We start from the raw sequence: 26774 nt of genomic DNA on the forward strand, positions 1-26774 counted from the left end.
CCTACTTGCTTCGAGTGCACTCCAACGTTTTAGCGTGGGTCCCATGAGCGTGATCGAGAGCACGACCGGGCTTGCCGGGAAGGACCGCTACACGATCAGTGAGGTGGCGGCCATCACCGGACTCACCGCGCACACCCTGCGCTGGTACGAGCGGATCGGCCTCATGCCGCACGTCGACCGTTCGCACACCGGACAGCGCCGCTTCACCGAGAAGGACCTCGGCTGGCTGGCCTTCGTCGGCAAGCTGCGGCTGACCGGGATGCCGGTCGCCGACATGGTCCGGTACGCGGAGCTGGTGCGCGAGGGCGACCACACCCGGGACGCGCGCAGGGAGCTCCTGGAGGCCACCCGGCGCGACGTGCTCGACAGGATCACCGAGCTCCAGGACACGCTCGCCGTGCTCGACATCAAGATCAGCCATTACGGGACCGCATGCGGAGGAACACCTTCATGACCAGCGTGACCAAGATCGACACCGTACGTCTCGGCGGCCAGGACGGACCGGAGATCGGCGTCCAGGGCTTCGGCGCCATGGGCATCAGCGAGTTCTACGGGGACACCGACGAGGCCGCCGCCCGCGACACCCTCGAAGCGGCCCTGGAGGCGGGCGTCACCCTGATCGACACCGCCGACATGTACGGCAGCGGCGCCAACGAGGAGTTCCTCGCGCCCTTCCTCGCCGCCCACCGCGACGAGATCACCCTCGCCACCAAGTTCGCCATCGACCGGAGCGCCGACAACCCCGAGCACCGCGGCATCCGCAACGACGCCGCCTACATCAAGAAGGCCGTCGAGGCCAGCCTGCGGCGCCTCGGTATAGAGACCATCGATCTCTACTACATGCACCGCCGCGACCCGCAGGTCCCGTTCGCCGAGTCCGTCGGCGCGATGGCGGAACTGGTGAAGGAGGGCAAGGTCCGGCAGCTCGGTCTGAGCGAGGTCACCGGTCCCGAGCTGCGCGAGGCTTACGCGGTGCACCCGATCGCCGCCCTCCAGTCGGAGTGGTCGCTCTTCTCCCGGGACGTGGAGCGCAGCGCCGTCGGCGCCGCCGCCGAGCTCGGCGTGACCTTCGTGCCGTACTCGCCGCTCGGCCGCGGCTTCCTGACCGGCTCGTTCGCCGACGCCACCAAGGACCTGTCGGTCAGCGACTTCCGCAAGCACCAGCCCCGGTTCAGCGGCGAGAACGCCGAGCGGAACGCCGCCCTCCTCGACCCGGTCCGGAAGATCGCCGCCGCCCACGGTGCGACCCCGGCGCAGATCGCCCTCGCCTGGGTGCAGCAGCGCGCCGCCGTGCACGGCCTCACGGTCGTCCCGATCCCCGGCACCCGCAAGCGCTCCCGCCTCCTGGAGAACGCGGCCGCCACCCGCATCACCCTCACGGCCGCCGAACTCGCCGAACTGGAGCCGATCGCCGGCCTGGTGACGGGCGACCGCTACCCGGACATGAGCCACACGGCGGTGAGCCGCGAGGTCTGAGGCCCGCGCGTCCTCACGCGAGCCCGGCTCACGCCAGTACCGGGCAACTAGGGCCTGTCTGACGATTCCCGCCGGGTCCGGCCCGTCCGGCACGCACTCCCCCGTAGCCCTTCGGGCACGGGAGGTGCCCCCACGCCGCACGGCCGAAACGCCCAAGTAGCTCCTTCCCCGAGCTCTCGGCTTCGCTCGAGCAGGGGAGACCGCAATCGAGGGTGTCCCGGCCGCACGCCGATCACACGCACCGGACGCCCCGGCCTGATCCGGCGCGCGTTGTCAGACAGGCCCTAGGCCAGCCCCAGGGCGAAGACCGCGAATCCCGCCGCCAGCGCGCCCGCCAGGGTGCGGCGGGCCGGGCCGGTCTTCGCCCACGGGGACTCGAAGACGCGCGCGTACCGGCCGATCAGGACCAGGAGGCCGGCGAAGACCGGCATCCAGGCCAGCCGGGCGAGGATCCAGCCGACCGAGTCCGGCGCGCCGACCAGACCGGCGACCTCCCCGGCGTACGAGGCGGGGATCGCGGCGGTGAGCATCGCCGTCTGGTGCCAGCACAGGACCGTCATCGCGGACAGGTTGATCACGACGACCGGCGCCCACAGCGCGGGCCGCTTCAGGAACCGGCCGAGCCGGTCCCGGAGCAGGATCGCCGCCCCGCTCTGCGCGGCGGCGAGGGCGAGGACGAGCAGCGATGGCGGGTGCGAGTTGGTGCGGGCCTCGCCGGGCACGCCGACCATCGACGCCGGGTAGCCGAAGGCGAGCAGCAGGGCGGCGAAGAGCGCGGCGCCGCCGAGCAGCAGCCCCCACGCGTGGCGCCGGGCGACCCGGCCCTCGCCCCACGAGACGCCGAGCTGGTACGCGAACAGCCAGCCCGGCAGGATGTTCAGCAGGCTCAGCCAGGACGGCACGGCGTCGGCGTACGGCCCGTACCGCAGGAAGTCCACGACGGCGACCGAGCTGAGCAGAGGCGCCGCGGCCCCCACCCCGAGACGGCGGGCCGCCCGCACGCACAGCGGGGTCAGCGCGGTGACCACCGTGTACACCCCGACGAACCAGAGCGGCTGGATCACCAGCGTGGACGCCGTCCGCAGCGTGTCCACCGGCACCCCGAGACCGAAGTGCAGCACCGGCAGCAGCGCCGCCCACACGGCGGTGACGCCGAGCACCGGGCGCCCGAGCCGGGCGAGCCGGCCACCGAGCCACGCGCGCGTGGAGCCCTTACGGCGCCGGTAGGACAGGACCGAGGCGTAGCCGCCGACCAGGAAGAAGATCCCCAGCATCTGCAGCACCCAGCTGACGGGCGCGAGACCGGCGAAGGTGCCGAGCGGGCTCGCGTTGTGGATCGCGCCGTCCGAGGAGAGCGTGAAACCGCCGAGCAGCCAGTGCCCGGTCGGCACCGCCAGCAGCGCGAGGGCGCGGAGCCCGTCGATCGCGCGGTCGCGGTGGGCGGGGGTCGAGGACTCGATCTTCGCGATGAGCGCCTTCATCGGACGTCCCCCTCGGCGATCGCGGCGAACGTACGGAGCGAGGAGGTGCCGGGGGCGAAGTAGCCGCCGTGCCCGGCGGCGTCCTCGGCCGGGATCCGGCGCGCTCCGAACTCCGGGTCGGTGGGGTCGGCGCCGTGCCCGAGCCCCGCGACCTCGACGTTCGGGACCCGGTCGATCCAGTCGGTGGGATCCTTCGCCGCCCAGACCCGGGCGGAGGTGCCGAGCTCGGAGACGTTCTCGGCGCGCATCCCGGGGGAGCCGAAGACCACCAGGTCCTTGGCCTTCAGCTGGTGGGCGGCGAGACCGCAGACGACGGAGCCGTAACTGTGGCAGAAGAGCGACGGCTCGGCGGTGCCGACGGCGGCGAGTCCGTCCGTGAACCGGGTCAGGCGCTCGGCCCCCGTCTCGGCGAGGCGGCCGGTGGCCGCGTCCAGGCCGACGCCGACGGGCGTCGTGTACCCGGCCCAGGCGACGACCGCGGTACGGCCGCCGGTCGCCCGGCGCAGCTCGGTCGCCATGTCGGCGAGCGGCTTGACGTGACCGGCGTCGACGTCGGAGCCGGGCACGATCACGGCCACGTGCTCGGCCCGCGCCAGATCCCCGTAGACCAGGGCCACCTGCCCCCGGCCGCGCGGATCGTGGGCGAGGACCCGCGCCCCGGCGAACCGGTCCCGTACGGACCGGGCGTTGGCCTCGTACCGCAGCTCAAGGGGCGCCCCGTCGAGGTTCCCGACGACCGTCGGGTGCGTCCGGGCCAGCTCGTGCTGTCGTACGGGACTCAGCCCGGCGAAGAACCGCGCGACCTCGGCCGGGCCCATCCGCTCCGGGTCGGGCAGCCCCGCAGCCAGCCACGCCCCCGTCCCGGCCGGAGCCCCGGTCACGGCCTCCTGGCTGTTCCCGGACGCCCAGCCGGCCGTCCCGGCGATCACGCCGGTCACCACGGCCGCGGTGATCAGGGTCCTCGTGAAGCGGCGCATCGGCCCGCCCTCCCTCGCTCTCGTCGTTGGCGAGAGGAAGGTAGGAAGACAATGGGTGACGGCACGTCACACCGGGGAGCCAACTCCCGTCTGATACCGGGGTAGGGGGTGGAGGAGCGGCCAACACCAGGTGGGGGGTGGGGTTTTCCCCAGGGGGTCAGCGGAAGGGTACGGGCGCGGGCACGAGGCCGCCGATGCCGACGCGAGGTCAGGTGGGCCGGCGGGAGTCTCGGGTCGTGCGGGCTAGGCGCCGGGGGTGACCAGGCCCGACTCGTACGCGAAGACCACCGCCTGCGCGCGGTCGCGCAGGTCCAGCTTGGCGAGGACCCGGCCGATGTGGGTCTTCACGGTCTGCTCGGCGAGGACGAGGCTGTCCGCGATCTCCTGGTTGGACAGCCCCCGGGCGATCAGCTCCAGGACCTCGGTCTCGCGGGGGGTGAGCCCGTTGAGGCGCAGGGCCGTGGTGTCCCGGCGCGGCGCGGGGCGCGAGGCCGCGAAGTCGGCGATGAGACGGCGGGTCACGGACGGCGCGAGCAGCGCCTCGCCCGCCGCCACCACCCGTACCGCCGCGATGAGATCGGCCGGCGGCGCGTCCTTGAGGAGGAAGCCGGACGCGCCCGCGCGCAGCGCCTCGTACACGTAGTCGTCGACGTCGAAGGTGGTCAGCATCAGCACCTTCGGCCGGTGCGTGACCCCGGCCGGCGGGTGGAGGATCTCCCGGGCGGCCGCGAGCCCGTCGAGCTCCGGCATCCGTACGTCCATCAGGACCACGTCGGGATGGGTGGAGCGCGCCACCTCGACGCCCTGGCGCCCGTCCGGCGCCTCGCCGACCACGTCGATGTCGGGCTGCGCGGCGAGGAGCGCGGCGAAACCGGCCCGCACCATGGCCTGGTCGTCGACGATGATCACGCGGATGGTCACTCGGTGTCCTTCGTACGCAGGGGAAGCCGGGCGGCGACCCGGAAACCGCCGTCCGGCAGCGGCCCGGTGTCGAGCGAGCCGCCGGTCAACCGTACGCGTTCCCGCATGCCGACGAGCCCGTGCCCGGTGCCGGGGGCGCCGCGTTCGACGGAGGAACCTTCCTCCAGGGAGGGCCCGTTGACGACGAGGACGGTCAGCCATCCGTCCTCGGCCCGTACGGAGACACGGGTCGAGGCCCCGGGCGCGTGCCGCACCACGTTCGCCAGGGCCTCCTGCACGATCCGGTACCCGGAGAGGTCCACCGCCTGCGGCACGTCCCCGAGGTCGGCGGCGAGCCGCAGCTCGGCCGGCACGCCCGCGCGTACGGTCGCCTCGACGAGCTGCTGGACCCGGTCGAGGCCGGGCTGCGGGGCACGCTCGCCCTCGCTGCCGTCGCTGCCGTCGCTGCGGAGGACGGAGAGGAGACGACGCATCTCGGCCAGCGACTCGCGGGCGCTCGCCGCGATCGAGGTGAACTCCTTTCGGGCCGCGTCCGGGAGCTCGGGGATGCGGTACGGGGCCGAGTCGGCCTGCACGGTGATCACGGACATGTGGTGGGCGACGACGTCGTGCAGCTCGCGCGCGATCCTGGCCCGCTCCTCCAGGAGCGTGCGGCGCGCCCGTTCGGCCTCGCTGATGGTCTCCTGCTCGGCGAGCCGCCGCTGCGCGTCGCCGCGGGCGCGGACCGCCGAGGTGAGGAGCAGCAGCACGCCGCTCAGGACGAGCAGGAGGAGGTGGAGGCTGCTGAGCCCGGCGGGCCGAAACGCCTCGAGCACGAAACCGGCCACGCCGGTGGCCAGCCACACCCCGAACAGCGCCCGGCGGAACTCGCGCAGCCCGAGCGCGACCATGAGGGCGCAGTAGCCGATGACGATGGGCGGGGTCCAGGGCCACATCTCGGCGCGGGGGCCGTCGAAGCCGAGCAGCACGAGCGCGCCGAGGACGTCGGCGGCGAAGACGATCCACCAGGCCTGGAGGGGGCGGGTGACGGCGAGGAGCAGCGGCGCGGTCTGGGCGGTGCCGAGGGCGCCGGCGAGGGCGCCGTTGACGCCGTAGTCGTTGACGAGGAGCAGGACGGTGGAGGGGAGGAGCGCGGCGGTGAACGCGAGGGCGACGACGTACGGCAGCAGCCGCACCGGCCGGCCCGAGGCGCCGGCGAGAAGCGGCGCCCCCGGGGCGGCGGGTGTGGTGAGCGCGGCCCCGAGGCCCCGGAACATCTCACGGACCCGAGCGGGCAGGGAAGCGGCGGGCGGCTCTGGCCGCGATGCGGTAACCATGACGCCCACAGAGTAGGCAGGCCCCCCACCCCCGGACGTCATACCAAGGACCGGCCCCGGGGGTGATACCGAGGTATGACCCCCCGTTGTGGGCACGCGTTCCGCCCCGTTGTGGGCATGCGTTCCGCCGGGGCGGAACGGGTGGGCACAACGGACGGCGCCCTTGCCGGCGCCAGAGGCTCCCGCGCCCTGACCCGCGCCCGCAGGCACGGCGCACTCGTGGAGCGGGTCCAGGCTCGGAACGCGGAGGCGCCGCTAAGGGCGCCGTCCCGTGTGCCCACCCGTCCCGCCCCAGCGGGACGATTGCCCACACGGGCACGGGGCACCGCCCCGCCCCGGCGCGGGCGCGCGGCTCGCACGGCGCAAGACGAGGGGCGTCCCCGCACCGCCCCCGGACGGGGCGAGGTGCGACCCGGCGCGAGGCGAGGCGCCGCCCCGCACCGCCCGGGACGGGGCGAGGCGCCGCACCCTCAGAGCTCCGCCAGGAGTTCCGCCTTCTTCGCCGAGAACTCCGCATCCGTAACCAGCCCCGCCCGATGCAGCTCCCCCAGATGCCGAATCCTTTCAGCCACCGCCCCGGGATCCACCGCCGCCGAGACCGGCACGGGCACGGGCACGGGCGTCCGGTCCTTCCCCCGGATCGCCGCGAGGACCGAGGCCGCGAAGGTCAGGGACTCGTACACGGGCCCGTAGCGGCCGAAGACGACGCACGCCGGGTCCTGGTCGGGCCGCTCGGAACGGGGCCCGCCGCCCCGCGGCACCAGCCGCAGGTACCCGTCGACGCCGTCCGGCGAGCGCCACTCGACCCCGCAGAGGTCCCGTACGGGAAAGACCTGATCGCCGGACCTCCACTTCTCGGTGGACGCCCCGGTCCAGGACCAGCGGAACGCGACCTCCGAGGTCCCGTCGAAGCTGGCCTTCCCGTCGTACGCCTTGAAGGACTGCGGCCCCGTCGGCGGCGCGACCAGGAATCGCTCGGCGGGCGCGACACCCCCGGCGTCGCACGCGTCGTACGCCTCGCCCTCGTACCCGACGGCCCCCGCGGCCCCCGGGCGCGACGCGAGAAGCGCCCGCAGCTCGTCCCGGTACTGCTCGGCGAGCGTCTCGCGTTCCGCCGGGAGGACCAGGCGGTACGGATCGCTGCCTTCCTTGAGCTGTCCCGCGGCCGCCTCCATCAGCGGATCGGCGCCCGGCCTCGGCACGGCGTGCAGCACGACGGTGCCCCGCTTGCCGGGCGTGAGCGTCACCGACGCCAGCGCCTCGTGCGGTACCCGTCTCTCGCGCAGCGCGGAGAACAGCTTCGGCGTGCGGATCCCCCGATCGAAGCGGATGACGAGTGCGTCGCTCTCGAGCTCCCAGGTGGCATGAATTCCGGCCAGCACATCACCCATACGCCTCATCGTAAGCGGCGTGTGCCCTTGCGTCGCCCCTGTGAAAGGTCCCGAAATTGCGTGATCTACGCGCGTCAGAGCCCTTCCGTGCCGGATATTCCGTCGTGGCAAGCGCTGTCGGCACGTGCGCAGACCAGGCTCGGGTACGCCCCGACGCCTATCGCGGCGAAGTTGCCGAGGCTCTCCGTGCCCGGCTCGAAATAGCCGCTGTGGCCGAGCGCCCCGCGCGCGGAGAGCAGCCGCGCGCCGAACTCGGGCGCGACCGGATCCGCGCCGTGACCCATCCCGCCGAGCTCCAGATGCGGCACGTCGGCGATCCAGTCGTCGGTGTCCCGCATGGCCCACACGCGCGCGGGGCTGTCGAGTTCGGCCGCCCGCTCGACCCGCATGCCGGGGCTGCCGGCCACGGCGACGTCGGTCACCCGGGCGGGGAGCCGGGGCGCGGCGACGCCGCACAGCACGGAGCCGTAGCTGTGGCAGAAGAGCGCCACGCGCGCCTGCGGGGGCAGCGACTCGGTGAGCCCGATGAGGCGTACGGCTCCTTCCTCGGCGAGCCGGCCGGTCATCGCGTCGATGCCGATCCCGGAGGGCGAGGTGTAGTCGGCCCAGGCGACCACGGCCACGCGCGCGCGGGGCGCGGCCTTCCGTTCGGCGGCGTAGAGGGCCTCGGCCATGCCGGCGGGGGCGCCGTACCGGCCGTGGGTCTTCTGGAAGGTGAGCAGGTTGGTGTCGACGCCGGGCACGATCACCGAGACGCGCCGGGCCCGCTCCAGGTCCCCGAGGACCTCGGCGGCCCGCCCCGTACCGGTGGGGTCGAAGGCGAGGACCTGGCGGCCGGGCCGCATCAGCGAGGCGAAGCGGTCGACGCGGCGCCGGGCCTCGTGCCGGCCCTCGGCGGAGAGCCTGGTGTCGTCGACCCTGCCGCGCTCGGCGGCGTACGCGCGCGCGAGGGTGATCCGGTTGGCGCGGTAGCGCAGGGCCACCGGGACGCCGTTGAGGTTGCCGACGACGAGGGGGTGCCGGGCGGCGAGCCGGGCGCCGTCCGCCGGGCCGAGTCCGGCGAAGAAGGCGGCGACGGCGGGGGCCGGGGAGGCCGGGTCGGGCAGCGGACGGTGGTCGATCCGGTCGCGCGCCCAGGCGGCGAGCGCGGCCTCGCGGGACGGCCAGGGCACGGGCCGGTGCCGGATGGTGGTCCACCCGGTGGTCGCGAGGAGCACGAACACGACGGCGAGCGCGAGCAGCGCGCGCGTGGCGACGAGGGCGGGCGAGGAGTCGACGGAGGTCACGGGCGGCCACCCTACGGGGCGGAGATGACGGCGCCGGACCTGCGGGGGCGGAGGCGGCGGCTCCGGGCCTGCGCGGCGGTGATGACGCCGGACCTGGCGGAGGCGGCGGCGCGGGACCTGCCTAGCGCTCGGGCTTCCGCCAGTGCGGGGCCAGGGCCGGGCCGAGGTGGTCGAGGTACCCCTCGGTGAGCGCGCGGATGGCCTCCAGGCTCTGGTCCGTACCCCGGCCCCACATCTGGCCTGTGACCCGCATCACCCCGCTGAACGCCGCCACCGCGATCCGGGGGCGGGGGTCCTCGTCGACGTCGAGGCCCTCGCGCGCGGCGATGATCCGGGAGATGGTCTCCTCCATCTCGGTGGAGCGGCGCAGATGGACGGCGAGGAGCGCGGGCGTCGACTCGATCATCCGGTACGTGCGCAGGTACAGCTCGACGGGGACGACCTCGGCGATGGCCTCGCCGATGGTGTCCCAGGAGCTCAGGACGGCGTTGCGCATCGCGTCGAGGGGGGCCTCCTCCGGGGGCCGCTGCCCGAGGGCGTGCACGAAACGCTCCTCGACCATGTGCTGGACGGCGAAGGCGACCTCCTCCTTGGAGGAGAAGTACCGGAAGAAGGTGCGCTGGGAGACCTCCACGGCGTCGACGATCTCGTCGACGGTGGTCCGCTCGTACCCGTGCTCGGTGAAGAGCTCGAGTGCGACCCGGAGCAGCGCGTCGCGCGTGCGCTGCTTCTTCCGCTCGCGCAGTCCGGGCACGGTCACGTCGTGGTCCCCTTGTCCAGCTGTTTCCAGGTGATTCGTCCTGCTCAGCGTACCTGTGAGCTACGTGACAGTTACCGACGCGTGAACTGCTTTGTCAATTGTCAGTGACTGTCATTAGCCTCTTTCCATGACTAGTCAGACCACCGTGGAAAAGGCCCCGCAGGGTCAGGGGAACACCCGGGAACCCGTACCGGTCCCGGCGAAGGGGCTGCGCGGCCACCCGTGGCTGACCCTCTTCGGCGTCGCAGTCGGCGTCATGATGGTCGCGCTCGACGGCACGATCGTCGCCATCGCCAACCCGGCCATCAAGGACGACCTCGACGCCAGCCTCGCCCAGGTCCAGTGGATCACCAACGGCTATCTGCTCGCGCTCGCCGTCGCCCTGATCACCGCCGGCAAGCTCGGCGACCGCTTCGGCCACCGGCAGACCTTCCTCATCGGCATCGCCGGCTTCGCCGCCGCCTCCGGCGCGATCGGCCTGTCCCACTCCATCGGCGCCGTGATCGCCTTCCGCGTCCTGCAGGGCATCTTCGGCGCCCTGCTGATGCCGGCCGCGCTCGGCCTGCTGCGCGCCACCTTCCCCGCCGAGAAGCTGAACATGGCGATCGGCATCTGGGGCATGGTCATCGGTGCGTCCACGGCGGGCGGCCCGATCGTCGGCGGCCTGCTCGTCGAGCACGTCAGCTGGCAGTCCGTCTTCTTCATCAACGTGCCGGTGGGCGTCGTCGCCCTCGTCCTCGGCCTGCTCATCCTCAAGGACCACCGCGCCGAGAACGCGCCCCGCTCCTTCGACATCCTCGGCATCCTGCTGCTCTCCGGCGCCATGGCCTCCCTCGTGTGGAGCCTCATCAAGGCCGGCGAGTCCTGGGGCTGGTCCAGCGGCAAGACCTGGGGCTGCCTGATCGGCGCCCTGCTCCTGTTCGCGGTCTTCGCCTTCTGGGAGACCAAGGTCAAGGAGCCGCTGATCCCGCTGGGCATGTTCCGCTCCGTGCCGCTCTCGGCCGGCGTGGTGCTGATGGTCCTGATGGCCTTCGCCTTCATGGGCGGCCTGTTCTTCGTGACCTTCTACCTCCAGGGCGTGAAGGGGCTCAGCCCGGTCGACAGCGGTCTGCACCTGCTGCCGCTGACCGCGATGATGATCGTCTCCTCGCCGCTGGCCGGCGCGCTCATCACCAAGTTCGGGCCGCGCGTGCCGCTCGTCGGCGGCATGGTCTGCACGGCCGTCGCGATGTTCGGCATGATCACGCTCACCGCCGACACCGGCACCCTCGCCATGTCCCTCTGGTTCGCCCTGCTCGGTCTGGGCCTCGCCCCGGTCATGGTCGGCGCGACCGAGGTCATCGTCGGCAACGCTCCCCTCGAGCTCTCCGGTGTGGCCGGCGGCCTCCAGCAGGCCGCCATGCAGGTCGGCGGCGCGCTCGGCACGGCGGTGCTCGGCGCCGTCATGTCCTCCAAGGTCTCCGACGCCTTCGCGGGCAACTGGAAGGAGGCGGGCATCCCGGTCCCGGCCGACCCGCGCCTCGAGCAGGCCGCCGAGTTCGGCATGGCCCCGCCGGAGCTGGCCCAGGCCCCGGGCATGACCCCCGGCCTCTTCCAGCAGATCACCGCGGTCATCCACGACACCTTCCTCGACGGCATGGGCCTGGCCTTCACCGTCGCCGGTGGCGTCGCCGTCGTCGCGGCCCTCGTGGCCACGCTCACCAAGCGCGGCGAGAACGCGGAGGCGGGCGGCATGGGCGCTCACATCTGACGCTCGGGGTTCCCGTAGGGGGCCGTCACCCGTTCGCGTGAACGGGGGCGGCCCCTCTTCCGTCGAGGGGCGACCTCCGCCATTCTCGTGATTACAGAGAGTGACGAAACGGGGGTTCACCAGTATGTATACGAAGACCGTCCTCATCGGTGCGGCCGTCACGGCCCTCCTCATGTCCGCGCTGGCGGCGGCACCGGCGGCACCGGCGGCTGCCGCACCTGCGGCTGTGGCCGTACCGGCAGCCGCGCCGCCCGGGACCGCACTCGGGGCCTGCGGACCGGGCCGGCTCTGCCTCTGGCCCAAGCCCGACTTCAAGGGCAGGCCGTGGACGCACGAGCTGGCCACGACCGACATCGACAGCTGCGTCCCCCTGCCGTCCGGCACCTCGGCCCAGTCCCTGGCGAACCGCACGGGACGGCCGGTCACCACGTACCAGTCGGCGGAGTGCGGGGAGACGGGGGAGTTCGAGACGTACCCGGGGCGGGGGACCTGGGTGCCGCAGACGGCCTACGAGGTCAGAGCGTTCAAGCTCTGGGAGCGGTAGGGGAGGGGACGTCGTGCGGCCCGCTCGGTCCCGGCGGTTCGTGCGGGCCCGGCCCCGGCGGCGCCGACAGCCGGGCCACCTCGGCGCGCAGCTCGCGGACCTCCAGGGTGAGCGCCTCCAGCAGCTCCGTCTGCCGGCGCTCCACCGCGTCGTCGCGGTCGAAGCGGGAGATGAACCAGGCCGCGATGTTGGCCGTGACGACACCGAGCAGGGCGATTCCCGAGAGCATCAGGCCCACCGCGAGGATCCGGCCGAGCCCTGTCGTCGGGGCGTGGTCGCCGTAGCCGACCGTGGTCATCGTGGTGAACGACCACCACACCGCGTCCCCGAGCGTCTTGATGTTGCCGTTCGGCGCGTCCCGCTCCACGTGCAGCACGGCCAGCGAGCCGAACATCATCAGCCCGACCACCGCGCCCGCCACATAGGTGGTGAGCGTTATCTGCGGGGCCATCCGGGCCCGCCGGCCCACGAGGAGGAGCGTGGAGACGACCCGAAGCAGCCGCAGCGGCTGCACCATCGGAAGTATCACCGCGAGCAGGTCCAGCGGATGGCCGCGGATGAACCGCCACCGGTCCGGGGCGAGCCCGAGACGGACGAGATAGTCGAGCGCGAAGGCACCCCAGACGACCCACTCGACGTGAGTGCACAGCCGGTGCACCCACGGCTCGGCGCCGGGAGCCACGATCGGCACCGCGTAGGCGATGCCGAAGGCGACCGCGAGCACCAGGAGCGGTGTCTGGGTGCGCTCCTCCCAGCGAAGTTTCATGACGGGCATGACCGGCATCGTAGGGAATGGAGGGAATGGCGAAGGGCGGCGGGGCCAAGCCCCACCGCCCTCACCAGCCAAAACGAACGACCGCTCGAAACGAACGACCGGCAGCCGGCAGCCCGCCGTCAGGCGTCGCCGCCCGCCGCTCCCGGGTCCGCGGCCGCCACGTCGAGGAGCTGGTAGCGGTCGACCGCCTGCTTCAGGGCCGAGCGCTCGACCTTGCCCTCGCGGGCGAGCTCGGTCAGCACCGCGAGCACGATCGACTGCGCGTCGATGTGGAAGTAGCGGCGGGCCGCGCCGCGCGTGTCCGCGAAGCCGAAGCCGTCCGCGCCCAGCGAGGTGTACGGACCGGGCACCCAGCGGGAGATCTGGTCCGGAACCGTGCGCATCCAGTCCGAGACCGCGACGAACGGGCCCTCGGCGCCCTGGAGCTTGCGGGTCACGTACGGGACGCGCTGCTCCTCGTCCGGGTGGAGCAGGTTGTGCTCCTCGACGGCCACGGCCTCGCGGCGCAGCTCGGTCCAGGAGGTCGCGGACCAGACGTCGGCCTTGACGTTCCACTCCTCGGCGAGGATCCGCTGCGCCTCGATCGCCCATGGCACGGCGACGCCCGAGGCCATGATCTGCGCCGGGATCGTGCCCGCCTCGCCGGCCCTGAAGCGGTGGATGCCCTGGAGGATGCCCTCCACGTCCACGTTCTCCGGCTCGGCCGGGTGCTGGATCGGCTCGTTGTAGACGGTCAGGTAGTAGAAGACGTCCTCGGCCTCGGGGCCGTACATCCGGCGCAGACCGTCCTTGACGATGTGCGCGATCTCGAAGCCGAACGCCGGGTCGTAGGCGATGCAGGCCGGGTTGGTCGAGGCGAGGAGGTGCGAGTGGCCGTCCGCGTGCTGGAGGCCCTCGCCGGTCAGCGTGGTCCGGCCGGCGGTGGCGCCCAGCACGAAGCCGCGCGCCAGCTGGTCGGACATCTGCCAGAACTGGTCGCCGGTCCGCTGGAAGCCGAACATCGAGTAGAAGACGTACACCGGGATCAGCGGCTCGCCGTGCGTGGCGTACGCCGAACCGGCGGCGATCAGCGAGGCCGTGCAGCCGGCCTCGGAGATGCCGTCGTGCAGCATCTGGCCGGTCGGCGACTCCTTGTAGGCGAGCAGGAGTTCGCGGTCCACCGCCTCGTACTGCTGGCCCAGCGGGTTGTAGATCTTGGCGCTCGGGAAGAACGCGTCCATGCCGAAGGTGCGGTACTCGTCGGGGGCGATCAGCACGAAGCGCTTGCCGATCTCCTTGTCCCGCATGAGGTCCTTCAGGATGCGGACGAAGGCCATCGTGGTGGCGATCGACTGATGTCCCGAGCCCTTCTTGGCGGCCGCGTAGGTCTTGTCGTCCGGGAGGACCAGGGGCTTCGCCCGCACGACCCGGGTCGGGACGTACCCGCCCAGCGCCTTGCGGCGGTCGTGCATGTACTGGATCTCCTCGGAGTCCCGGCCGGGGTGGTAGTACGGCGGCAGGCCGTCCTCCAGCTGCCGGTCGGTCACCGGGATGTGCAGCCGGTCGCGGAAGCGCTTGAGGTCGTCGACCGTCAGCTTCTTCATCTGGTGGGTGGCGTTGCGGCCCTCGAAGTTCGGGCCGAGGGTCCAGCCCTTGACGGTCTGCGCGAGGATCACGGTCGGCTGGCCGGCGTGGGCCTTCGCCGCCGCGTAGGCCGCGTAGATCTTCTTGTGGTCGTGGCCGCCGCGGCCGAGGTGCAGGACCTGCTGGTCCGACATGCCCTCGACCATGGCCCGCAGCCGGTGGTCGTCGCCGAAGAAGTGGTCCCGGATGTAGCCGCCGGTCTCCGTGGCGTACGTCTGGAACTGGCCGTCCGGGGTGGTGTTCAGCTTGTTGACCAGGATGCCGTCGCGGTCCTGCGCGAGCAGCGGGTCCCAGGAGCGGTCCCAGATCAGCTTGATGACGTTCCAGCCGTTGCCCCGGAAGATCGACTCCAGCTCCTGGATGATCTTGCCGTTGCCGCGGACCGGGCCGTCGAGCCGCTGGAGGTTGCAGTTGACGACGAAGGTGAGGTTGTCCAGACCCTCGCGGGCGGCGATGGAGAGCTGGCCGAGCGACTCGACCTCGTCCATCTCGCCGTCGCCGAGGAACGCCCAGACGTGCGACTTGGAGGTGTCGGCGATGCCGCGCGCCTCCATGTACCGGTTCATCCGCGCCTGGTAGATCGCGCCGAGCGGGCCGAGGCCCATCGACACGGTCGGGAACTCCCAGAAGTCCGGCATCAGCCGCGGGTGCGGGTACGAGGAAAGGCCGTTCGGGAACTTCGACTTCTCCTGGCGGAAGGCGTCGAGCTGCGTCGCGTCCAGCCGGTCGAGGAGGTACGCGCGGGCGTAGATGCCGGGGGAGGCGTGCCCCTGGAAGAAGATCTGGTCGCCGCCGTCGCCCTCGTCCTTGCCGCGGAAGAAGTGGTTGAAGCCGACGTCGTACAGCGAGGCCGAGGAGGCGAAGGTGGCGATGTGACCGCCGACGCCGATGCCCGGGCGCTGGGCGCGCGAGACCATCACGGCCGCGTTCCACCGGGTGGCGTTGAGGACCTTGCGCTCGATCTCCTCGTTGCCGGGGAAGAACGGCTCGTCCTTGGTGGCGATGGTGTTGACGTAGTCCGTGCTGCGCATCTCGGGCACGGCCACGCGCTTCTCGCGGGCCCGCTCGATCAGTCGGAGCATGAGGTAGCGGGCCCGCTCACGGCCCCGCTCGTCGACAGCGGCGTCGAGGGAGTCGAGCCATTCCTGGGTCTCTTCCGGGTCGAAATCCGGGACCTGGCTGGGAAGGCCGCCAATGATGATCGGGTTGCGATCGGATCCGGGAGCCACGCTCTTCCTTCGCTGTTCGGTGGTGCCCACGGGGCCACGGGCTGGTCAGGATGTCCATCGTGTACCCCGCCGACGCCAGACGTCACATTTACCGAGGGGTAACCCCCGGGGGGTGCCTCGCCCTGCCCTCCAGATGTCCGGTGCGGCCGATCCGCCTGTCCGGTGCGGTCAAATCGCAACCTTACGCCCAACCCGCGCATGCGTTTCGTCCGGGCGTTCGGCAGACTGAAACCTCAGAAGTCAGCAAACCGGGACGAACCATGCGTGCCTGATCGCGGAGGAGGGTCGGACGGTGCCGGAAGTTGCGGCGAGACGGCCCCAAACGTCACCGTTTCGGCGGTCTCGGCGGCCGGGTACTTGCGCGATCCGCCCCGGCACGTGTGGACTACGGCCAGCGCCGCGCGCATACGCGCGGCCCACAGGATTTTCCGAATGAGCAGGAGGCAAGCCGTGAGCGCGACCGCGGACCACGCGGAGGAGCGGACCAACCCGGCAGCGAGGCTGGGGTTCGAGCCCGGACAGGTGGTCCAGGAGATCGGCTACGACGACGACGTCGACCAGGATCTCCGTGAAGGCATCGAGTCCGTCATCGGAGCCGACCTCGTGGACGAGGACTACGACGACGTCGCCGACGTCGTCGTGCTGTGGTTCCGGGACGAGGACGGCGATCTCACCGACGCCCTGGTGGACGCCATCGGTCTGCTCGAGGACGGCGGCAACATCTGGCTGCTGACCCCGAAGACCGGCCGTGACGGCTACATCGAGCCGTCCGACATCCAGGATGCCGCGCAGACAGCGGGTCTCTCCCAGACCAAGAGCATCAGCGTCGCCAAGGACTGGACGGGCACCCGCCTGGCCGCCCCCAAGCGCTGATCACCACGCTGCGAGAAGCCCCCGCCGGTCCGCCGGCGGGGGCTTTCGTGCGCAGGCCGTAGGGTGGGTCCCACCCGGGTTCACCGATACGGCCCAAACCCCCGGGACCCGTCGAAAGGGACGCGTACGCGATGGCGATCGAGGTCGGCACCAAGGCCCCGGAATTCGAGCTCAAGGACAACCACGGCCGGACCGTGCGGCTCTCCGACTTCCGCGGCGAGAAGAACGTGGTGCTGTTCTTCTACCCCTTCGCCTTCACCGGCGTCTGCACCGGTGAACTGCGCGAGCTCCGCGACAACCTCGCGGCCTTCGTCAACGACGACACCCAGCTCCTCGCCGTCTCCAACGACTCCATCCACACCCTCCGCGTCTTCGGCGACCAGGAGGAGCTGGAGTTCCCGCTGCTCTCCGACTTCTGGCCGCACGGCGAGGCCTCCCGGGCCTACGGTGTCCTCGACGAGGAGAAGGGCTGCGCGGTCCGCGGCACCTTCGTCATCGACAAGGAGGGCGTCGTCCGCTGGACCGTCGTGAACGCCCTGTCGGACGCCCGCGACCTCGGCGACTACCTCAAGGCCCTCGAAGCCCTCTGAGCGTCCTGGGGGCCGAACGGGCCGACACCCTCGGATTCACCGGGCGAATCGACTGTTTCGACCGGGAACCCGTCACTAGGATCCAGACGTTGATCCGATGCCAACGCACGACTGGGGGCGCTGCCCCTGGAAACCTATGGAGGGACTCGTGGGAGTCAGCCTCAGCAAGGGCGGCAACGTCTCGCTGACCAAGGAGGCCCCTGGCCTCACCGCCGTGACCGTCGGTCTGGGCTGGGACGTCCGCACCACCACCGGTACGGACTTCGACCTCGACGCCAGCGCCATCCTGGTGAGCGAGGCCGGCAAGGTGCGCAACGACCAGGACTTCGTCTTCTTCAACAACCTGAAGAGCGCCGACGGTTCCGTCGAGCACACCGGTGACAACCTCACCGGTGAGGGCGAGGGCGACGACGAGCAGGTCAAGGTCAACCTGGCCGGTGTGCCGGCGGACGTGGCCAAGATCGTCTTCCCGGTCTCGATCTACGACGCCGAGAACCGCCAGCAGTCCTTCGGCCAGGTGCGCAACGCGTTCATCCGCGTCGTGAACCAGGCCGGCGGCGCCGAGATCGCCCGGTACGACCTCTCCGAGGACGCCTCGACCGAGACCGCGATGGTCTTCGGCGAGCTGTACCGCCACGGTGCGGAGTGGAAGTTCCGCGCCGTCGGCCAGGGGTACGCCTCGGGTCTGCGCGGCATCGCGCAGGACTTCGGCGTCAACGTCTGAGCCGAGCACCGATCGAACCGTCCGGCGCCGCACTTCCCGTGCGGCGCCGGACGTGCCTCATCACCACCGGGGAGGAACCGAATCATGGGCGTCACGCTCGCCAAGGGAGGCAACGTCTCCCTCTCCAAGGCCGCACCCAACCTCACCCAGGTCCTCGTGGGGCTCGGCTGGGACGCGCGCTCCACCACCGGAGCCCCCTTCGACCTCGACGCCAGCGCGCTGCTGTGCCAGGCCGGCCGGGTGCTCGGGGACGAGTACTTCGTCTTCTACAACCAGCTCCGCAGCCCCGAGGGCTCCGTCGAACACACCGGCGACAACCTCACCGGCGAGGGTGACGGGGACGACGAGTCCCTCATCGTGGACCTCACCAAGGTGCCGGCCCACTGCGACAAGATCGTCTTTCCGGTGTCGATCCACGACGCCGACAACCGCGGCCAGAGCTTCGGCCAGGTCAGCAACGCGTTCATCCGCGTCGTGAACCAGCTCGACGGCCAGGAACTCGCCCGGTACGACCTCTCGGAGGACGCCTCCACGGAGACCGCGATGATCTTCGGCGAGCTCTACCGCTACAACGGCGAATGGAAGTTCAGGGCGGTGGGGCAGGGGTACGCGTCCGGGCTCCGGGGCATCGCTCTAGACTTCGGGGTCAACGTTTCGTAAAGGCATGTAATTTCACGATGGGGTAGACAGTGATTCTGAAAACCTTCGGCTGGTCGTTCGCGATCACTGTGATCGGCTTGGCCGTGGCCGTGCTCTACGGGGGGTGGGAGGCGTTCGGGATCGTCGCGATCCTCTGCGTCCTCGAGATCTCCCTGTCGTTCGACAACGCGGTGGTCAACGCCGGAATCCTGCAGAAGATGAATGCCTTCTGGCAGAAGATCTTCCTCACGGTCGGTGTGCTCATCGCCGTCTTCGGCATGCGCCTCGTCTTCCCCGTCGTGATCGTCGCCATCAGCGCGAAGATCGGCCCCATCGACGCCGTCGATCTCGCGCTCAACGACCCGGACCGGTACCAGCAGCTGGTGACCGACGCGCACCCGTCGATCGCCGCCTTCGGTGGCATGTTCCTGCTGATGATCTTCCTCGACTTCATCTTCGAGGAGCGTGACATCCAGTGGCTGCGCTGGATCGAGCGCCCGCTGGCCAAGCTCGGCAAGGTCGACATGCTGTCGGTCTGCATCGCCCTCGTCGTCCTGCTGATCACCTCGATGACCTTCGCGACCCACGCCCACCAGCACGGCGGCGCGCACATCGACAAGGCGCAGACGGTCCTCGTCTCCGGCATCGCCGGCCTCATCACGTACCTCGTCGTCGGCGGCCTCTCGGGCTACTTCGAGAACAAGCTGGAGGAGGAAGAGGAGCGCGAGCACGAGGCCGAGGAAGAGGCCAAGCGCACCGGCAAGAAGGTCACCGTGGTCCAGCTGGCCGGCAAGGCCGCCTTCTTCATGTTCCTCTACCTGGAGGTCCTCGACGCCTCCTTCTCCTTCGACGGTGTCATCGGCGCCTTCGCCATCACCAACGACATCGTCCTGATGGCGCTCGGACTGGGCGTCGGCGCCATGTACGTCCGTTCGCTGACGGTCTACCTGGTCCGCCAGGGCACCCTCGACGACTACGTCTACCTGGAGCACGGCGCCCACTACGCGATCGGCGCCCTGGCCGTGGTCCTCATGATCACCATCCAGTACGAGATCCCCGAGATCGTCACCGGCGGCATCGGCGTCGCGCTCATCGCCTGGTCCTTCTGGTCCTCCGTCCGCCGCAACAAGGCGCTCGCGGCGGCCGAGGGCGGCTCGGGCTCCTCGGACGACAAGACAGAGGTGCCGTCCGGGGTGTGACACCCCCGGCAGCGAGGAACGCTTCACTGCGGGGCGGCCGACGACCGGCCGCCCCGCAGGCATGTGCGCGGTGTGTGACGACAGTGGGGGGTGAAGGCGTCATGGCCTTCTGGGACAACCTGTTTCCGGGCAGGGCGGCGCAGTTCGACTCGGGCAGCGCCGCATCGAACGCGATCGACCTGACGAAACGGCGCCCGACCGTCTCGCTCACGCAGCAGGGCGCCGCCACCGGCAACCTCCGGGTGAACCTCTCCTGGCGGATGCGGACCTCCGACATCGAGGGCCGCTCCCGCCAGAGCGGACGGCTGCTGCGGAACCCGGCTCAGCTCTTCAAGCCCGAGGTCGTGCAGGCCCACACCCAGGGCATGGTCAACGTCGACCTCGACCTGGGCTGCCTCTACGAGCTCACCGACGGCAGCAAGGGGGTCGTGCAGCCGCTCGGCGGCTTCTTCGGCGACCTCAACGCCGCCCCGTACGTGAAGCTGAGCGGCGACGACCGCTTCGGGGGCTCCTCGGGCGAGACGATCTTCGTCAATCTGGACCACCGCGACGAGATCAAGCGCCTGCTGTTCTTCGCGTACATCTACGACCAGACGCCGGCCTTCGACCGTACGCACGCCAAGGTCACGCTCTACCCGAGCAACGGCCCCCGGATCGAGATCGAGCTCGACGAGCGCGCCCCACAGGCCCGCTCCTGCGCGGTCTTCTCCATGGAGAACGTCAAGGGCCAGCTGACCGTCCGCCGCGAAGTCCGGTTCGTGTACGGCTTCCAGGCCGAACTGGACCGGCTGTACGGCTGGGGACTCCAGTGGGGGCGCGGCTACAAGACGAAGGCGTGACGCCTGCCCGTCGGCTCAGCTCCGGACGAACGGGGCCCCCGTCCGTGGCACCCCACGCCCCGGCCCCGGCCTCAGCTCCGTACGAACTGGGGCCCCATCGGCGGCATCCGGAACTCCGGGGCCGGGTTCTGCTCGGGAGCGGTGACCGGCTGGGGGTAGCCGTACGCGGGGGCCGGGGCGTTCACCGGCTGCTGCGGGTAGCCGTAGGCGGGCGCCCGGTCCGGCATGGGCGGCACGGTCGGCTGGGGCGGTACGGGCGTGTGGACCACGGTCAGATCGAGATCCGGGTCGTGCGAGCCGCCCGGGCCCCGGGGGGCCTGAGCGGCGCCCTGGGCGGTGTCCCGAGCCGCATCCGGTGCGGAGTCCCGCCCGGCGTCCTGCGCGGCGCCCTGTGCCGCGTCCTCGTCGACCGAGATGCCGAAGTCCGTGGCGAGGCCCACCAGACCCGTCGGGTAGCCCTGGCCCACCGCGCGGAACTTCCAGCCGTCCCCGCGCCGGTACAGCTCGCCGCAGATGACCGCCGTCTCCTCGCCGGTCTCCGCCGTCACGTCGAACAGCGCCAGCGGCTCGCGCTCCGGGCCCGCCACCGCGTCGTACAGCAGGATCCGCAGGTCGGAGACGGACCGGAAGGTGCCGCCGTCGGAGGAGGCCGCGATCACCACCCGGTCGACCGAGACGTCGAGCCCGGCCAGATCGGCCTCCACGGTGTCCGTCAGACCCTCGGCGTCCCGCTTCTTCGGCAGCCGCCGCACCAGGCCCGAGGGGTGGCGCGGCTGGTTGTAGAAGACGAAGTCCTCGTCGGACCGCACGCGCCCCGACGGCCCCAGGAGCAGGGCAGAGGCATCCACGTCGGGGACCCCGGGGCCTGGGGTCCAGCGGAGCACGGCCCGTACGGCCGCGGTGTCGAGAGGGACGTTGGAGCCCTTCAGCATCGCGTGCGTCATGACCGCAATCCTGCCCTCTGGCCCGACCCGTGGACAACGCGGGGGCGCCACCGATACCGGGACGGGGTGACGGATGCTGACGAGTTACCTGAACTTCACGCAGGAAGGGAACTAAGGACACCCGTACCTACGTACTATTACCGGCCACATGTCATCAGGCCCGGAGAGGCAGACGGGGGACTTACATGCGTCATTTCGGGCACATCCCGTCCGCGGTGCGGACCGGGCTGTTCCACCGCGAGCCGGCCGAGTTCACGGCCGACTCGCCCGCCCGCACGCTCGCCGTGGCCCTGGGCGCCACGCTGTACAGCCCGGCCACCAGGCCCAGGCTCGCCGACGCCGTACGCAAGCAGGCCAGGCGCGGAGTGGTCTCCATGGTCCTCTGCCTGGAGGACTCCATCAGCGACGCCGAGGTCGAGGCGGGCGAGGCCAACCTCGTCCGACACTTCGCGGACCTCGCCGCGGGCACGGCTGGTGCAGCCGGGACGGGTGGTGCTGCTGAGACCTCCGGTACTCCCGGGACGGCCGGGACGGGTGGTGCCGCTGTGACTTCCGATACTCCTGGGACCGGCGGGACCGCCGGTGCCGCTGAAGCCTCCGGTGCCGCCGGGACCGTGACGGACGCCGACGCCGCCACGGACCTGCCCCTCCTCTTCATCCGGGTCCGCGAACCGCGCCAGATCACCGACCTCGTCGACCGCCTCGGCGACTCGGTGCGCCTGCTGTCCGGATTCGTACTGCCCAAGTTCACCGAGGCCCGCGGCCACGCCTTCCTCGAAGCGCTCACCCAGGCCGAGCGGACGAGCGGCAGGCGCCTCTTCGCCATGCCCGTCCTCGAGTCCCCCGAGCTCCTCCACCTGGAGACCAGGGCCGAGACCCTCGCCGGGATCGCCTCGATCACCGACAAGTACCGCGACCGCATCCTCGCCCTCCGCCTCGGCGTCACCGACTTCTGCTCCGCCTACGGACTGCGCCGCTCGCCCGACATGACCGCCTACGACATCAAGATCGTCGCGAACGTCATCGCCGACGTGGTCAACGTCCTCGGCCGCTCCGACGGCACCGGCTTCACCGTCACCGGACCCGTCTGGGAGTACTTCCGCCCCGGCGAGCGCATGTTCAAGCCACAGCTGCGCCGCAGCCCCTTCCTCGAAGGCCGCGCCGAGGACCTGCGCACCGCGCTCATCGAGCACGACCTCGACGGACTGCTCCGCGAGATCGAACTCGACCGGGCCAACGGCCTGCTCGGCAAGACCTGCATCCACCCCACCCACGTGGTGCCGGTGCACGCCCTCTCCGTCGTCAGCCACGAGGAGTGGAGCGACGCCCAGGACATCCTGCGACCCGAGCGGGACGGCGGCGGAGTGCTCCGCTCCGCCTACACGAACAAGATGAACGAAGTGAAGCCGCATCGCGCGTGGGCCGAGCGCACCCTCCTGCGCGCCGAGGTCTTCGGCGTCGCCAAGGAGGACGTCGGCTTCGTGGATCTGCTCACCGCCGGCCTGGCCGGCTGACGAAGGGACGTCGACGACGTGGTGTGGACCGGAACGTGGGTCGCGGAGCGACTCGGCGTCGAACTGATCGGCGACGAGGAGCTGCCCGCCCTGTTGGGCCTCGCACTGCGTCGCAACCCCAAGCGCGCGCACCTGCTGGTCTCCAGCGTCCTCGGCAAGCACGTGCCGCAGCGCCCCTCCGTCGTGTACGGCTCCGGCCTCGCACTCGGCCGGCGCGTCCGCGAGCTCCTCGGCGACGGGGAGGCCGCCCGGTCCGTCGTCCTCGGCTACGCGGAGACCGCCACCGCGCTCGGGCACTCCGTCGCCGACGGCCTGGGCCTCGCCCCGTACCTCCACTCCACCCGCCGCCCGGTGGCCGGCGTCGCCCGCGCGGGCGGCTTCGAGGAGTCCCACTCCCACGCCACCTCGCACCTGCTGCTGCCGGAGGACCCGAAGCTCCTCGCGGGCGACGGCCCGCTGGTCCTCGTCGACGACGAGTTCTCGACGGGCAACACGGTCCTCAACACCATCCGCGACCTCCACGAGAGCTACCCGCGCGAGCGCTATGTCGTGGTGGCCCTCGTCGACATGCGCTCCGCCGCCGACCTCGGCCGGCTGGACGCCTTCGCGACGGAGATCGGCGCCCGCGTCGACCTGATAGCCGGCGCCACGGGCACGGTCCGCCTCCCGGAAGGGGTCCTGGAGAAGGGCCAGGCACTGGTGGCGGAACAGGAGAGGGCGTACGGGGCGGCCGGTTCCGTACGGGGGACGGTGACGGGTTCCGTACGGGATGCAGCACCCGGTCCCGTACGAGATGCGGCGCCCGGCTCCGTACGGGATGCCGCGCCGGGCTCCGTACGAGATGCGGCGCCCGGCTCCGTGCCGGAGGCGGCCCCGGCCCCCGCGCCGTCCCCGCGCGCGCCCCACGAGCCGCCGCTGCGGGTGGAGCTCGGCTGGCCCGGCGGGCTGCCCGACGGCGGGCGGCACGGCTTCACGACGGACCACCGGGAGCTCCTGGAGGCGGCGCTGCCGACGATGGCGGACGCGATCGCGGAGGCGCTCCAAGACCCGGCGGCCGCCACGGACCGCGCGGCGAGCACGGCCCACTCGGCCACCGCCACGGCCGCCTCGGCCCCCGCCACGGGCCGCCGGGCCACCGCCACGGACCACCCGGCGAGCACGGCCCGCTCGGCCACCGTCACGGCCGCCTCGGCCCCCGCCACGGGCCGCCGGGCCCCCGCCACGGACCACCCGGCGAGCACGGCCCGCTCGGCCACCGCCACGGCCGCCTCGGCCCCCGCCACGGACCACCGGGCCGATACGGGACAGCTCCCCGCTCAGCCGCCCGCAGGGCCCCGCCCCCGTACCCTCGTCCTCGGTTTCGAGGAGCTGATGTACGCGCCGCTGCGTCTCGGCACCGCACTGGAGGACGCCGGGCACGACGTCCGCTACTCCACGACCACCCGCTCGCCCGTCCTCGCCGTCGACGACCCCGGCTACGCGATACGCACCCGGCTCGTCTTCCCCGCCCACGACGACCCCGCCGACGGCCCCGGCGAGCGCTACGCCTACAACGTCGCGGGCGCCGGCTTCGACGCCGTCGTCCTCGTCGTGGACTCCGCCGCCGACACCCCGGCCCTGCACGCCCCGGACGGCCTGCTCGCGCAGCTCGCCGCGCACATCCCGCGCGTCGTGCTCGCGGTGATCCCGTCCTACACCCCGACGGTCTCCGTCACCGAAGCTCCCGAAAGGAGCTCCATGCTGCCCGAGCCCCTCCGCGGCCCCGCCTTCTCCTCGTACGCACCCGAAGAGGTCGGCTGGCTGCTCCAGGACCTCTCGGACGTCGAACTCGAGGCCCCCACCGAGGAACGCGAGGAGGCCATCCAGAGCGGCGGCGCCCACTACGCCGAGTCGCTCCCGGTCGAGTACCAGCCCAGCGAGCGCTACCAGGAGCTCTTCCACGCCGCCCTGGAGAGCTCCGCCGCCCGCATCGCGCGCGCGGTCGGCACGGTCACCGAGACCGTGCTCGCCGAGCGCTCCGCCCGCCCCGTCCTGGTCTCCCTCGCCCGCGCCGGCACCCCCGTCGGCGTCCTCATGCGCCGCTGGGCGAAGGCCCGCCACGGCCTCGACCTCCCGCACTACGCCGTCTCGATCGTGCGCGGCCGGGGCATCGACGCCAACGCGCTGCGCTGGCTCGCCGCCCACCACGACCCGGCCGACGTCGTGTTCGTCGACGGCTGGACGGGCAAGGGCGCCATCACCCGCGAACTCGCGGAGGCGCTCGAGGAGTTCGAGGGCTTCGACCCGGAGATCGCGGTCCTCGCCGACCCCGGCTCCTGCGTCCGCACCTACGGCACCCGCGAGGACTTCCTCATCCCCTCCGCCTGCCTCAACTCCACGGTCTCCGGCCTGATATCGCGTACGGTCCTGCGCTCCGACCTGGTCGGGCCGCACGACTTCCACGGCGCCAAGTTCTACCGGGAACTGGCCGGGGCGGACGTCTCCGAGGCCTTCCTCGACGCCGTCGCCGCCCGTTTCGACGAGGTCGCGGCGACCGTCGACACCGACGTCAAGGAGCTCCTGGCCGCCGACCGGACCCCCACCTGGGAGGGCTGGGCGGCCGTCGAGCGGATCAGCGAGGAGTACGGCATCCACGACGTCAACCTGGTCAAGCCGGGCGTGGGCGAGACCACGCGCGTGCTGCTGCGCCGCGTCCCCTGGAAGATCCTCGCCAAGCGGGGCGCGGACGCCGACCTCGCGCACGTCCGGCTGCTCGCCGAACAGCGCGGCGTACCGGTCGAGGAGGTCGACGAACTCCCGTACAGCTGTGTGGGCCTGATCCACCCCCAGTACACAAGGGGTGCGACAGGCGCCGACGGCAAGGCGGTGGTGTCCCAGTGACCGCCGTCCTCGTCGCGAGCGACCTCGACCGCACCCTCATCTACTCGACCGCGGCCCTCGCCCTCGGCATGCCGGACGCCCAGGCGCCCCGGCTGCTCTGCGTCGAGGTCCACGAGTCCAAGCCGCTGTCGTACATGACCGAGGACGCGGCGGACCTCCTCGCGCGGCTGACCGCCGAGACCGTCTTCGTGCCCACGACGACGCGGACGCGCAAGCAGTACCAGCGCATCCAGCTGCCGGGCACCACACCGGCGTACGCGATCTGCGCCAACGGCGGGCACATCCTCGTCGACGGCGTCTCCGACCGCGACTGGCACGAGTCCGTCGTCCGCAGGCTCGCCGACGAGTGCGCGCCGCTCTCCGAGATCCGCGCCTACCTCACCGCCACCACGGACCTGTCCTGGGTGCGCAAGCACCGCGTGGCCGAGGACCTCTTCGCCTACCTCGTCGTCGAGCGGGAGCGACTCCCCGAGGACTGGCTGGACCGCTTCGGCGCCTGGGCGGGGGACCGCGGCTGGACGGTCTCGCTCCAGGGCCGCAAGGTGTACGCGGTGCCGAAGCCGCTCACCAAGAGCGCGGCGGTCCGCGAGGTGGCCCGCCGCACCGGCGCGACGCTCACCCTGGCGGCGGGGGACTCGCTCCTCGACGCCGACCTGCTGCTCGCCGCGGACCGGGCCTGGCGCCCGGGCCACGGCGAACTGGCCGACAGCGACTGGACGGCCCCCCACCTCGACGTCCTCGCGGAGCGAGGGGTCGCGGCCGGGGAGGAGATCCTCCGCCGCTTCAGAGCGGCGGCAGCGGCCTAGGACCGGTCCGAAGGTCTAGCCGCAGCAACCCCCACCGCAGCAACCACCACCGCCGCCGCCGCCACCGCCCTGCGCGGGGGCGGCGGAGCTGCTTCCGCCGACGGCCACGGCCGACAGGAGCTTCACGGTGTCGTCGTGCCCGGCGGGGCAGGAGGCGGGGGCGGAGGACTCGGCCATGGGACGGCTGAGCTCGAAGGTGTCGCCGCAGGTGCGGCAGCGGTATTCGTAACGAGGCAT

General features: G+C 71.9%; 24 protein-coding genes. 13 read left to right on the forward strand and 11 right to left on the reverse strand.

Features of this window, described 5'->3' with window-relative positions:
* The first annotated feature begins 43 nt into the window (after positions 1 to 43).
* Both ABT041_RS33355 and ABT041_RS33360 read left to right on the forward strand, forming a co-directional pair.
* Complete coding sequence (locus tag ABT041_RS33355) at positions 44 to 454, forward strand: MerR family transcriptional regulator (RefSeq protein WP_351191571.1); 411 nt, start codon at positions 44 to 46, stop codon at positions 452 to 454.
* Entirely contained in the window at positions 451 to 1476 is a 1026-nt protein-coding gene (locus ABT041_RS33360) for an aldo/keto reductase (RefSeq protein ID WP_351191573.1), read from the forward strand. Before ABT041_RS33355 ends, ABT041_RS33360 begins: the two co-directional genes overlap by 4 nt.
* A 284-nt stretch (positions 1477 to 1760) precedes the next feature.
* Here the strand turns inward: ABT041_RS33360 and ABT041_RS33365 are convergent, their stop codons facing one another.
* The 7 genes from ABT041_RS33365 to ABT041_RS33395 form a co-directional block, all read right to left on the reverse strand.
* Positions 1761 to 2957, reverse strand: coding sequence for an acyltransferase family protein (locus ABT041_RS33365; protein ID WP_351191575.1), 1197 nt, complete (start codon positions 2955 to 2957; stop codon positions 1761 to 1763).
* Positions 2954 to 3934, reverse strand: a complete 981-nt coding sequence (locus ABT041_RS33370; protein ID WP_351191577.1) for an alpha/beta hydrolase — start codon at positions 3932 to 3934, stop codon at positions 2954 to 2956. The genes ABT041_RS33365 and ABT041_RS33370 overlap by 4 nt, the downstream gene beginning before the upstream one ends.
* Before the next feature lie 243 nt (positions 3935 to 4177).
* Positions 4178 to 4855, reverse strand: coding sequence for a response regulator (locus tag ABT041_RS33375; RefSeq protein ID WP_351191579.1), 678 nt, complete (start codon positions 4853 to 4855; stop codon positions 4178 to 4180).
* On the reverse strand, positions 4852 to 6213 hold the full coding sequence (locus ABT041_RS33380; protein WP_502976650.1) for a sensor histidine kinase: 1362 nt from the start codon (positions 6211 to 6213) through the stop codon (positions 4852 to 4854). Before ABT041_RS33380 ends, ABT041_RS33375 begins: the two co-directional genes overlap by 4 nt.
* Positions 6214 to 6641: 428 nt before the next feature.
* Entirely contained in the window at positions 6642 to 7562 is a 921-nt protein-coding gene (locus ABT041_RS33385; protein WP_351191581.1) for a DUF4429 domain-containing protein, read from the reverse strand.
* Positions 7563 to 7636: 74 nt separating this feature from the next.
* On the reverse strand, positions 7637 to 8848 hold the full coding sequence (locus tag ABT041_RS33390; protein ID WP_351191583.1) for an alpha/beta hydrolase: 1212 nt from the start codon (positions 8846 to 8848) through the stop codon (positions 7637 to 7639).
* A gap of 121 nt (positions 8849 to 8969) precedes the next feature.
* Complete coding sequence (locus tag ABT041_RS33395) at positions 8970 to 9608, reverse strand: TetR family transcriptional regulator (protein WP_351191585.1); 639 nt, start codon at positions 9606 to 9608, stop codon at positions 8970 to 8972.
* A 127-nt stretch (positions 9609 to 9735) separates the two neighbouring features.
* On the opposite strand from ABT041_RS33395, the gene ABT041_RS33400 reads away from it, so the two are divergent.
* Together ABT041_RS33400 and ABT041_RS33405 are read left to right on the forward strand one after the other, a co-directional pair.
* Positions 9736 to 11358: an MFS transporter gene (locus ABT041_RS33400; protein WP_351191587.1), complete on the forward strand. Its 1623-nt coding sequence runs from the start codon at positions 9736 to 9738 to the stop codon at positions 11356 to 11358.
* A gap of 124 nt (positions 11359 to 11482) precedes the next feature.
* A complete protein-coding gene (locus tag ABT041_RS33405; RefSeq protein WP_351191589.1) occupies positions 11483 to 11902 on the forward strand; it encodes a peptidase inhibitor family I36 protein in 420 nt (139 codons plus the stop codon).
* On the opposite strand, the gene ABT041_RS33410 is transcribed toward ABT041_RS33405, so the two are convergent.
* Positions 11883 to 12668 carry a potassium channel family protein gene (locus ABT041_RS33410; protein WP_502976654.1) on the reverse strand — a complete coding sequence of 262 codons (786 nt, stop codon included), beginning with the start codon at positions 12666 to 12668 and terminating at the stop codon, positions 11883 to 11885. The genes ABT041_RS33405 and ABT041_RS33410 overlap by 20 nt on opposite strands.
* A 128-nt stretch (positions 12669 to 12796) precedes the next feature.
* Entirely contained in the window at positions 12797 to 15529 is a 2733-nt protein-coding gene (gene aceE / locus ABT041_RS33415) for a pyruvate dehydrogenase (acetyl-transferring), homodimeric type (RefSeq protein ID WP_351191593.1), read from the reverse strand.
* Between the two features lie 450 nt (positions 15530 to 15979).
* Between aceE and ABT041_RS33420 the strand changes: the two genes are divergently transcribed.
* The 6 genes from ABT041_RS33420 to ABT041_RS33445 all read left to right on the forward strand — a co-directional run bounded on the left by ABT041_RS33420 (position 15980) and on the right by ABT041_RS33445 (position 20393).
* Complete coding sequence (locus ABT041_RS33420; RefSeq protein WP_225799709.1) at positions 15980 to 16402, forward strand: DUF3052 domain-containing protein; 423 nt, start codon at positions 15980 to 15982, stop codon at positions 16400 to 16402.
* Between the two features lie 131 nt (positions 16403 to 16533).
* Positions 16534 to 16992 (forward strand): peroxiredoxin, encoded by a 459-nt coding sequence (locus tag ABT041_RS33425; RefSeq protein WP_351191595.1) that lies wholly within the window; start codon positions 16534 to 16536, stop codon positions 16990 to 16992.
* A 148-nt stretch (positions 16993 to 17140) separates the two neighbouring features.
* Entirely contained in the window at positions 17141 to 17716 is a 576-nt protein-coding gene (locus ABT041_RS33430) for a TerD family protein (protein ID WP_030495317.1), read from the forward strand.
* A gap of 84 nt (positions 17717 to 17800) precedes the next feature.
* Positions 17801 to 18376 (forward strand): TerD family protein, encoded by a 576-nt coding sequence (locus ABT041_RS33435; RefSeq protein ID WP_041129058.1) that lies wholly within the window; start codon positions 17801 to 17803, stop codon positions 18374 to 18376.
* A 29-nt stretch (positions 18377 to 18405) separates the two neighbouring features.
* On the forward strand, positions 18406 to 19554 hold the full coding sequence (locus ABT041_RS33440) for a DUF475 domain-containing protein (RefSeq protein WP_351191598.1): 1149 nt from the start codon (positions 18406 to 18408) through the stop codon (positions 19552 to 19554).
* A gap of 101 nt (positions 19555 to 19655) precedes the next feature.
* The gene (locus tag ABT041_RS33445) at positions 19656 to 20393 is read left to right on the forward strand and encodes a TerD family protein (RefSeq protein ID WP_351191600.1); all 738 of its coding nucleotides are present in this window, start codon (positions 19656 to 19658) and stop codon (positions 20391 to 20393) included.
* A 71-nt stretch (positions 20394 to 20464) separates the two neighbouring features.
* Here the strand turns inward: ABT041_RS33445 and ABT041_RS33450 are convergent, their stop codons facing one another.
* Positions 20465 to 21346 (reverse strand): TerD family protein, encoded by an 882-nt coding sequence (locus ABT041_RS33450; RefSeq protein ID WP_351191654.1) that lies wholly within the window; start codon positions 21344 to 21346, stop codon positions 20465 to 20467.
* Between the two features lie 176 nt (positions 21347 to 21522).
* Here ABT041_RS33450 and ABT041_RS33455 point away from each other — a divergent pair, with 176 nt between their 5' ends.
* Genes ABT041_RS33455 through ABT041_RS33465 form a run of 3 tightly spaced genes read left to right on the forward strand, consistent with a single transcriptional unit; the run spans position 21523 to position 26537 of the window.
* Positions 21523 to 22851 carry an HpcH/HpaI aldolase/citrate lyase family protein gene (locus ABT041_RS33455; protein WP_351191602.1) on the forward strand — a complete coding sequence of 443 codons (1329 nt, stop codon included), beginning with the start codon at positions 21523 to 21525 and terminating at the stop codon, positions 22849 to 22851.
* A gap of 18 nt (positions 22852 to 22869) precedes the next feature.
* Positions 22870 to 25731, forward strand: coding sequence for a phosphoribosyltransferase (locus ABT041_RS33460; RefSeq protein WP_351191604.1), 2862 nt, complete (start codon positions 22870 to 22872; stop codon positions 25729 to 25731).
* Positions 25728 to 26537, forward strand: coding sequence for an HAD family hydrolase (locus ABT041_RS33465; protein ID WP_351191606.1), 810 nt, complete (start codon positions 25728 to 25730; stop codon positions 26535 to 26537). Before ABT041_RS33460 ends, ABT041_RS33465 begins: the two co-directional genes overlap by 4 nt.
* A gap of 15 nt (positions 26538 to 26552) precedes the next feature.
* Here the strand turns inward: ABT041_RS33465 and ABT041_RS33470 are convergent, their stop codons facing one another.
* Complete coding sequence (locus ABT041_RS33470; RefSeq protein WP_351191608.1) at positions 26553 to 26774, reverse strand: FmdB family zinc ribbon protein; 222 nt, start codon at positions 26772 to 26774, stop codon at positions 26553 to 26555.

The sequence above is a fragment of the Streptomyces sp. NPDC002825 genome (genome assembly GCF_040295385.1).
In the GTDB taxonomy this organism is placed as follows: Bacteria; Actinomycetota; Actinomycetes; order Streptomycetales; family Streptomycetaceae; genus Streptomyces.

What these genes read in the sequence shown, in the direction of transcription:
- ABT041_RS33425 (WP_351191595.1), top strand. Translation starts at nt 16,534, where the DNA reads ATGGCGATCGAGGTCGGCACCAAGGCCCCGGAATTCGAGCTCAAGGAC.
- ABT041_RS33355 (WP_351191571.1), top strand. Translation starts at nt 44, where the DNA reads ATGAGCGTGATCGAGAGCACGACCGGGCTTGCCGGGAAGGACCGCTAC.
- ABT041_RS33385 (WP_351191581.1), bottom strand. Translation starts at nt 7,562, where the DNA reads ATGGGTGATGTGCTGGCCGGAATTCATGCCACCTGGGAGCTCGAGAGC.
- ABT041_RS33410 (WP_502976654.1), bottom strand. Translation starts at nt 12,668, where the DNA reads ATGAAACTTCGCTGGGAGGAGCGCACCCAGACACCGCTCCTGGTGCTC.
- ABT041_RS33455 (WP_351191602.1), top strand. Translation starts at nt 21,523, where the DNA reads ATGCGTCATTTCGGGCACATCCCGTCCGCGGTGCGGACCGGGCTGTTC.
- ABT041_RS33365 (WP_351191575.1), bottom strand. Translation starts at nt 2,957, where the DNA reads ATGAAGGCGCTCATCGCGAAGATCGAGTCCTCGACCCCCGCCCACCGC.
- ABT041_RS33400 (WP_351191587.1), top strand. Translation starts at nt 9,736, where the DNA reads ATGACTAGTCAGACCACCGTGGAAAAGGCCCCGCAGGGTCAGGGGAAC.
- ABT041_RS33370 (WP_351191577.1), bottom strand. Translation starts at nt 3,934, where the DNA reads ATGCGCCGCTTCACGAGGACCCTGATCACCGCGGCCGTGGTGACCGGC.
- ABT041_RS33380 (WP_502976650.1), bottom strand. Translation starts at nt 6,213, where the DNA reads ATGACGTCCGGGGGTGGGGGGCCTGCCTACTCTGTGGGCGTCATGGTT.
- ABT041_RS33470 (WP_351191608.1), bottom strand. Translation starts at nt 26,774, where the DNA reads ATGCCTCGTTACGAATACCGCTGCCGCACCTGCGGCGACACCTTCGAG.
- ABT041_RS33405 (WP_351191589.1), top strand. Translation starts at nt 11,483, where the DNA reads ATGTATACGAAGACCGTCCTCATCGGTGCGGCCGTCACGGCCCTCCTC.
- ABT041_RS33360 (WP_351191573.1), top strand. Translation starts at nt 451, where the DNA reads ATGACCAGCGTGACCAAGATCGACACCGTACGTCTCGGCGGCCAGGAC.
- ABT041_RS33445 (WP_351191600.1), top strand. Translation starts at nt 19,656, where the DNA reads ATGGCCTTCTGGGACAACCTGTTTCCGGGCAGGGCGGCGCAGTTCGAC.
- ABT041_RS33435 (WP_041129058.1), top strand. Translation starts at nt 17,801, where the DNA reads ATGGGCGTCACGCTCGCCAAGGGAGGCAACGTCTCCCTCTCCAAGGCC.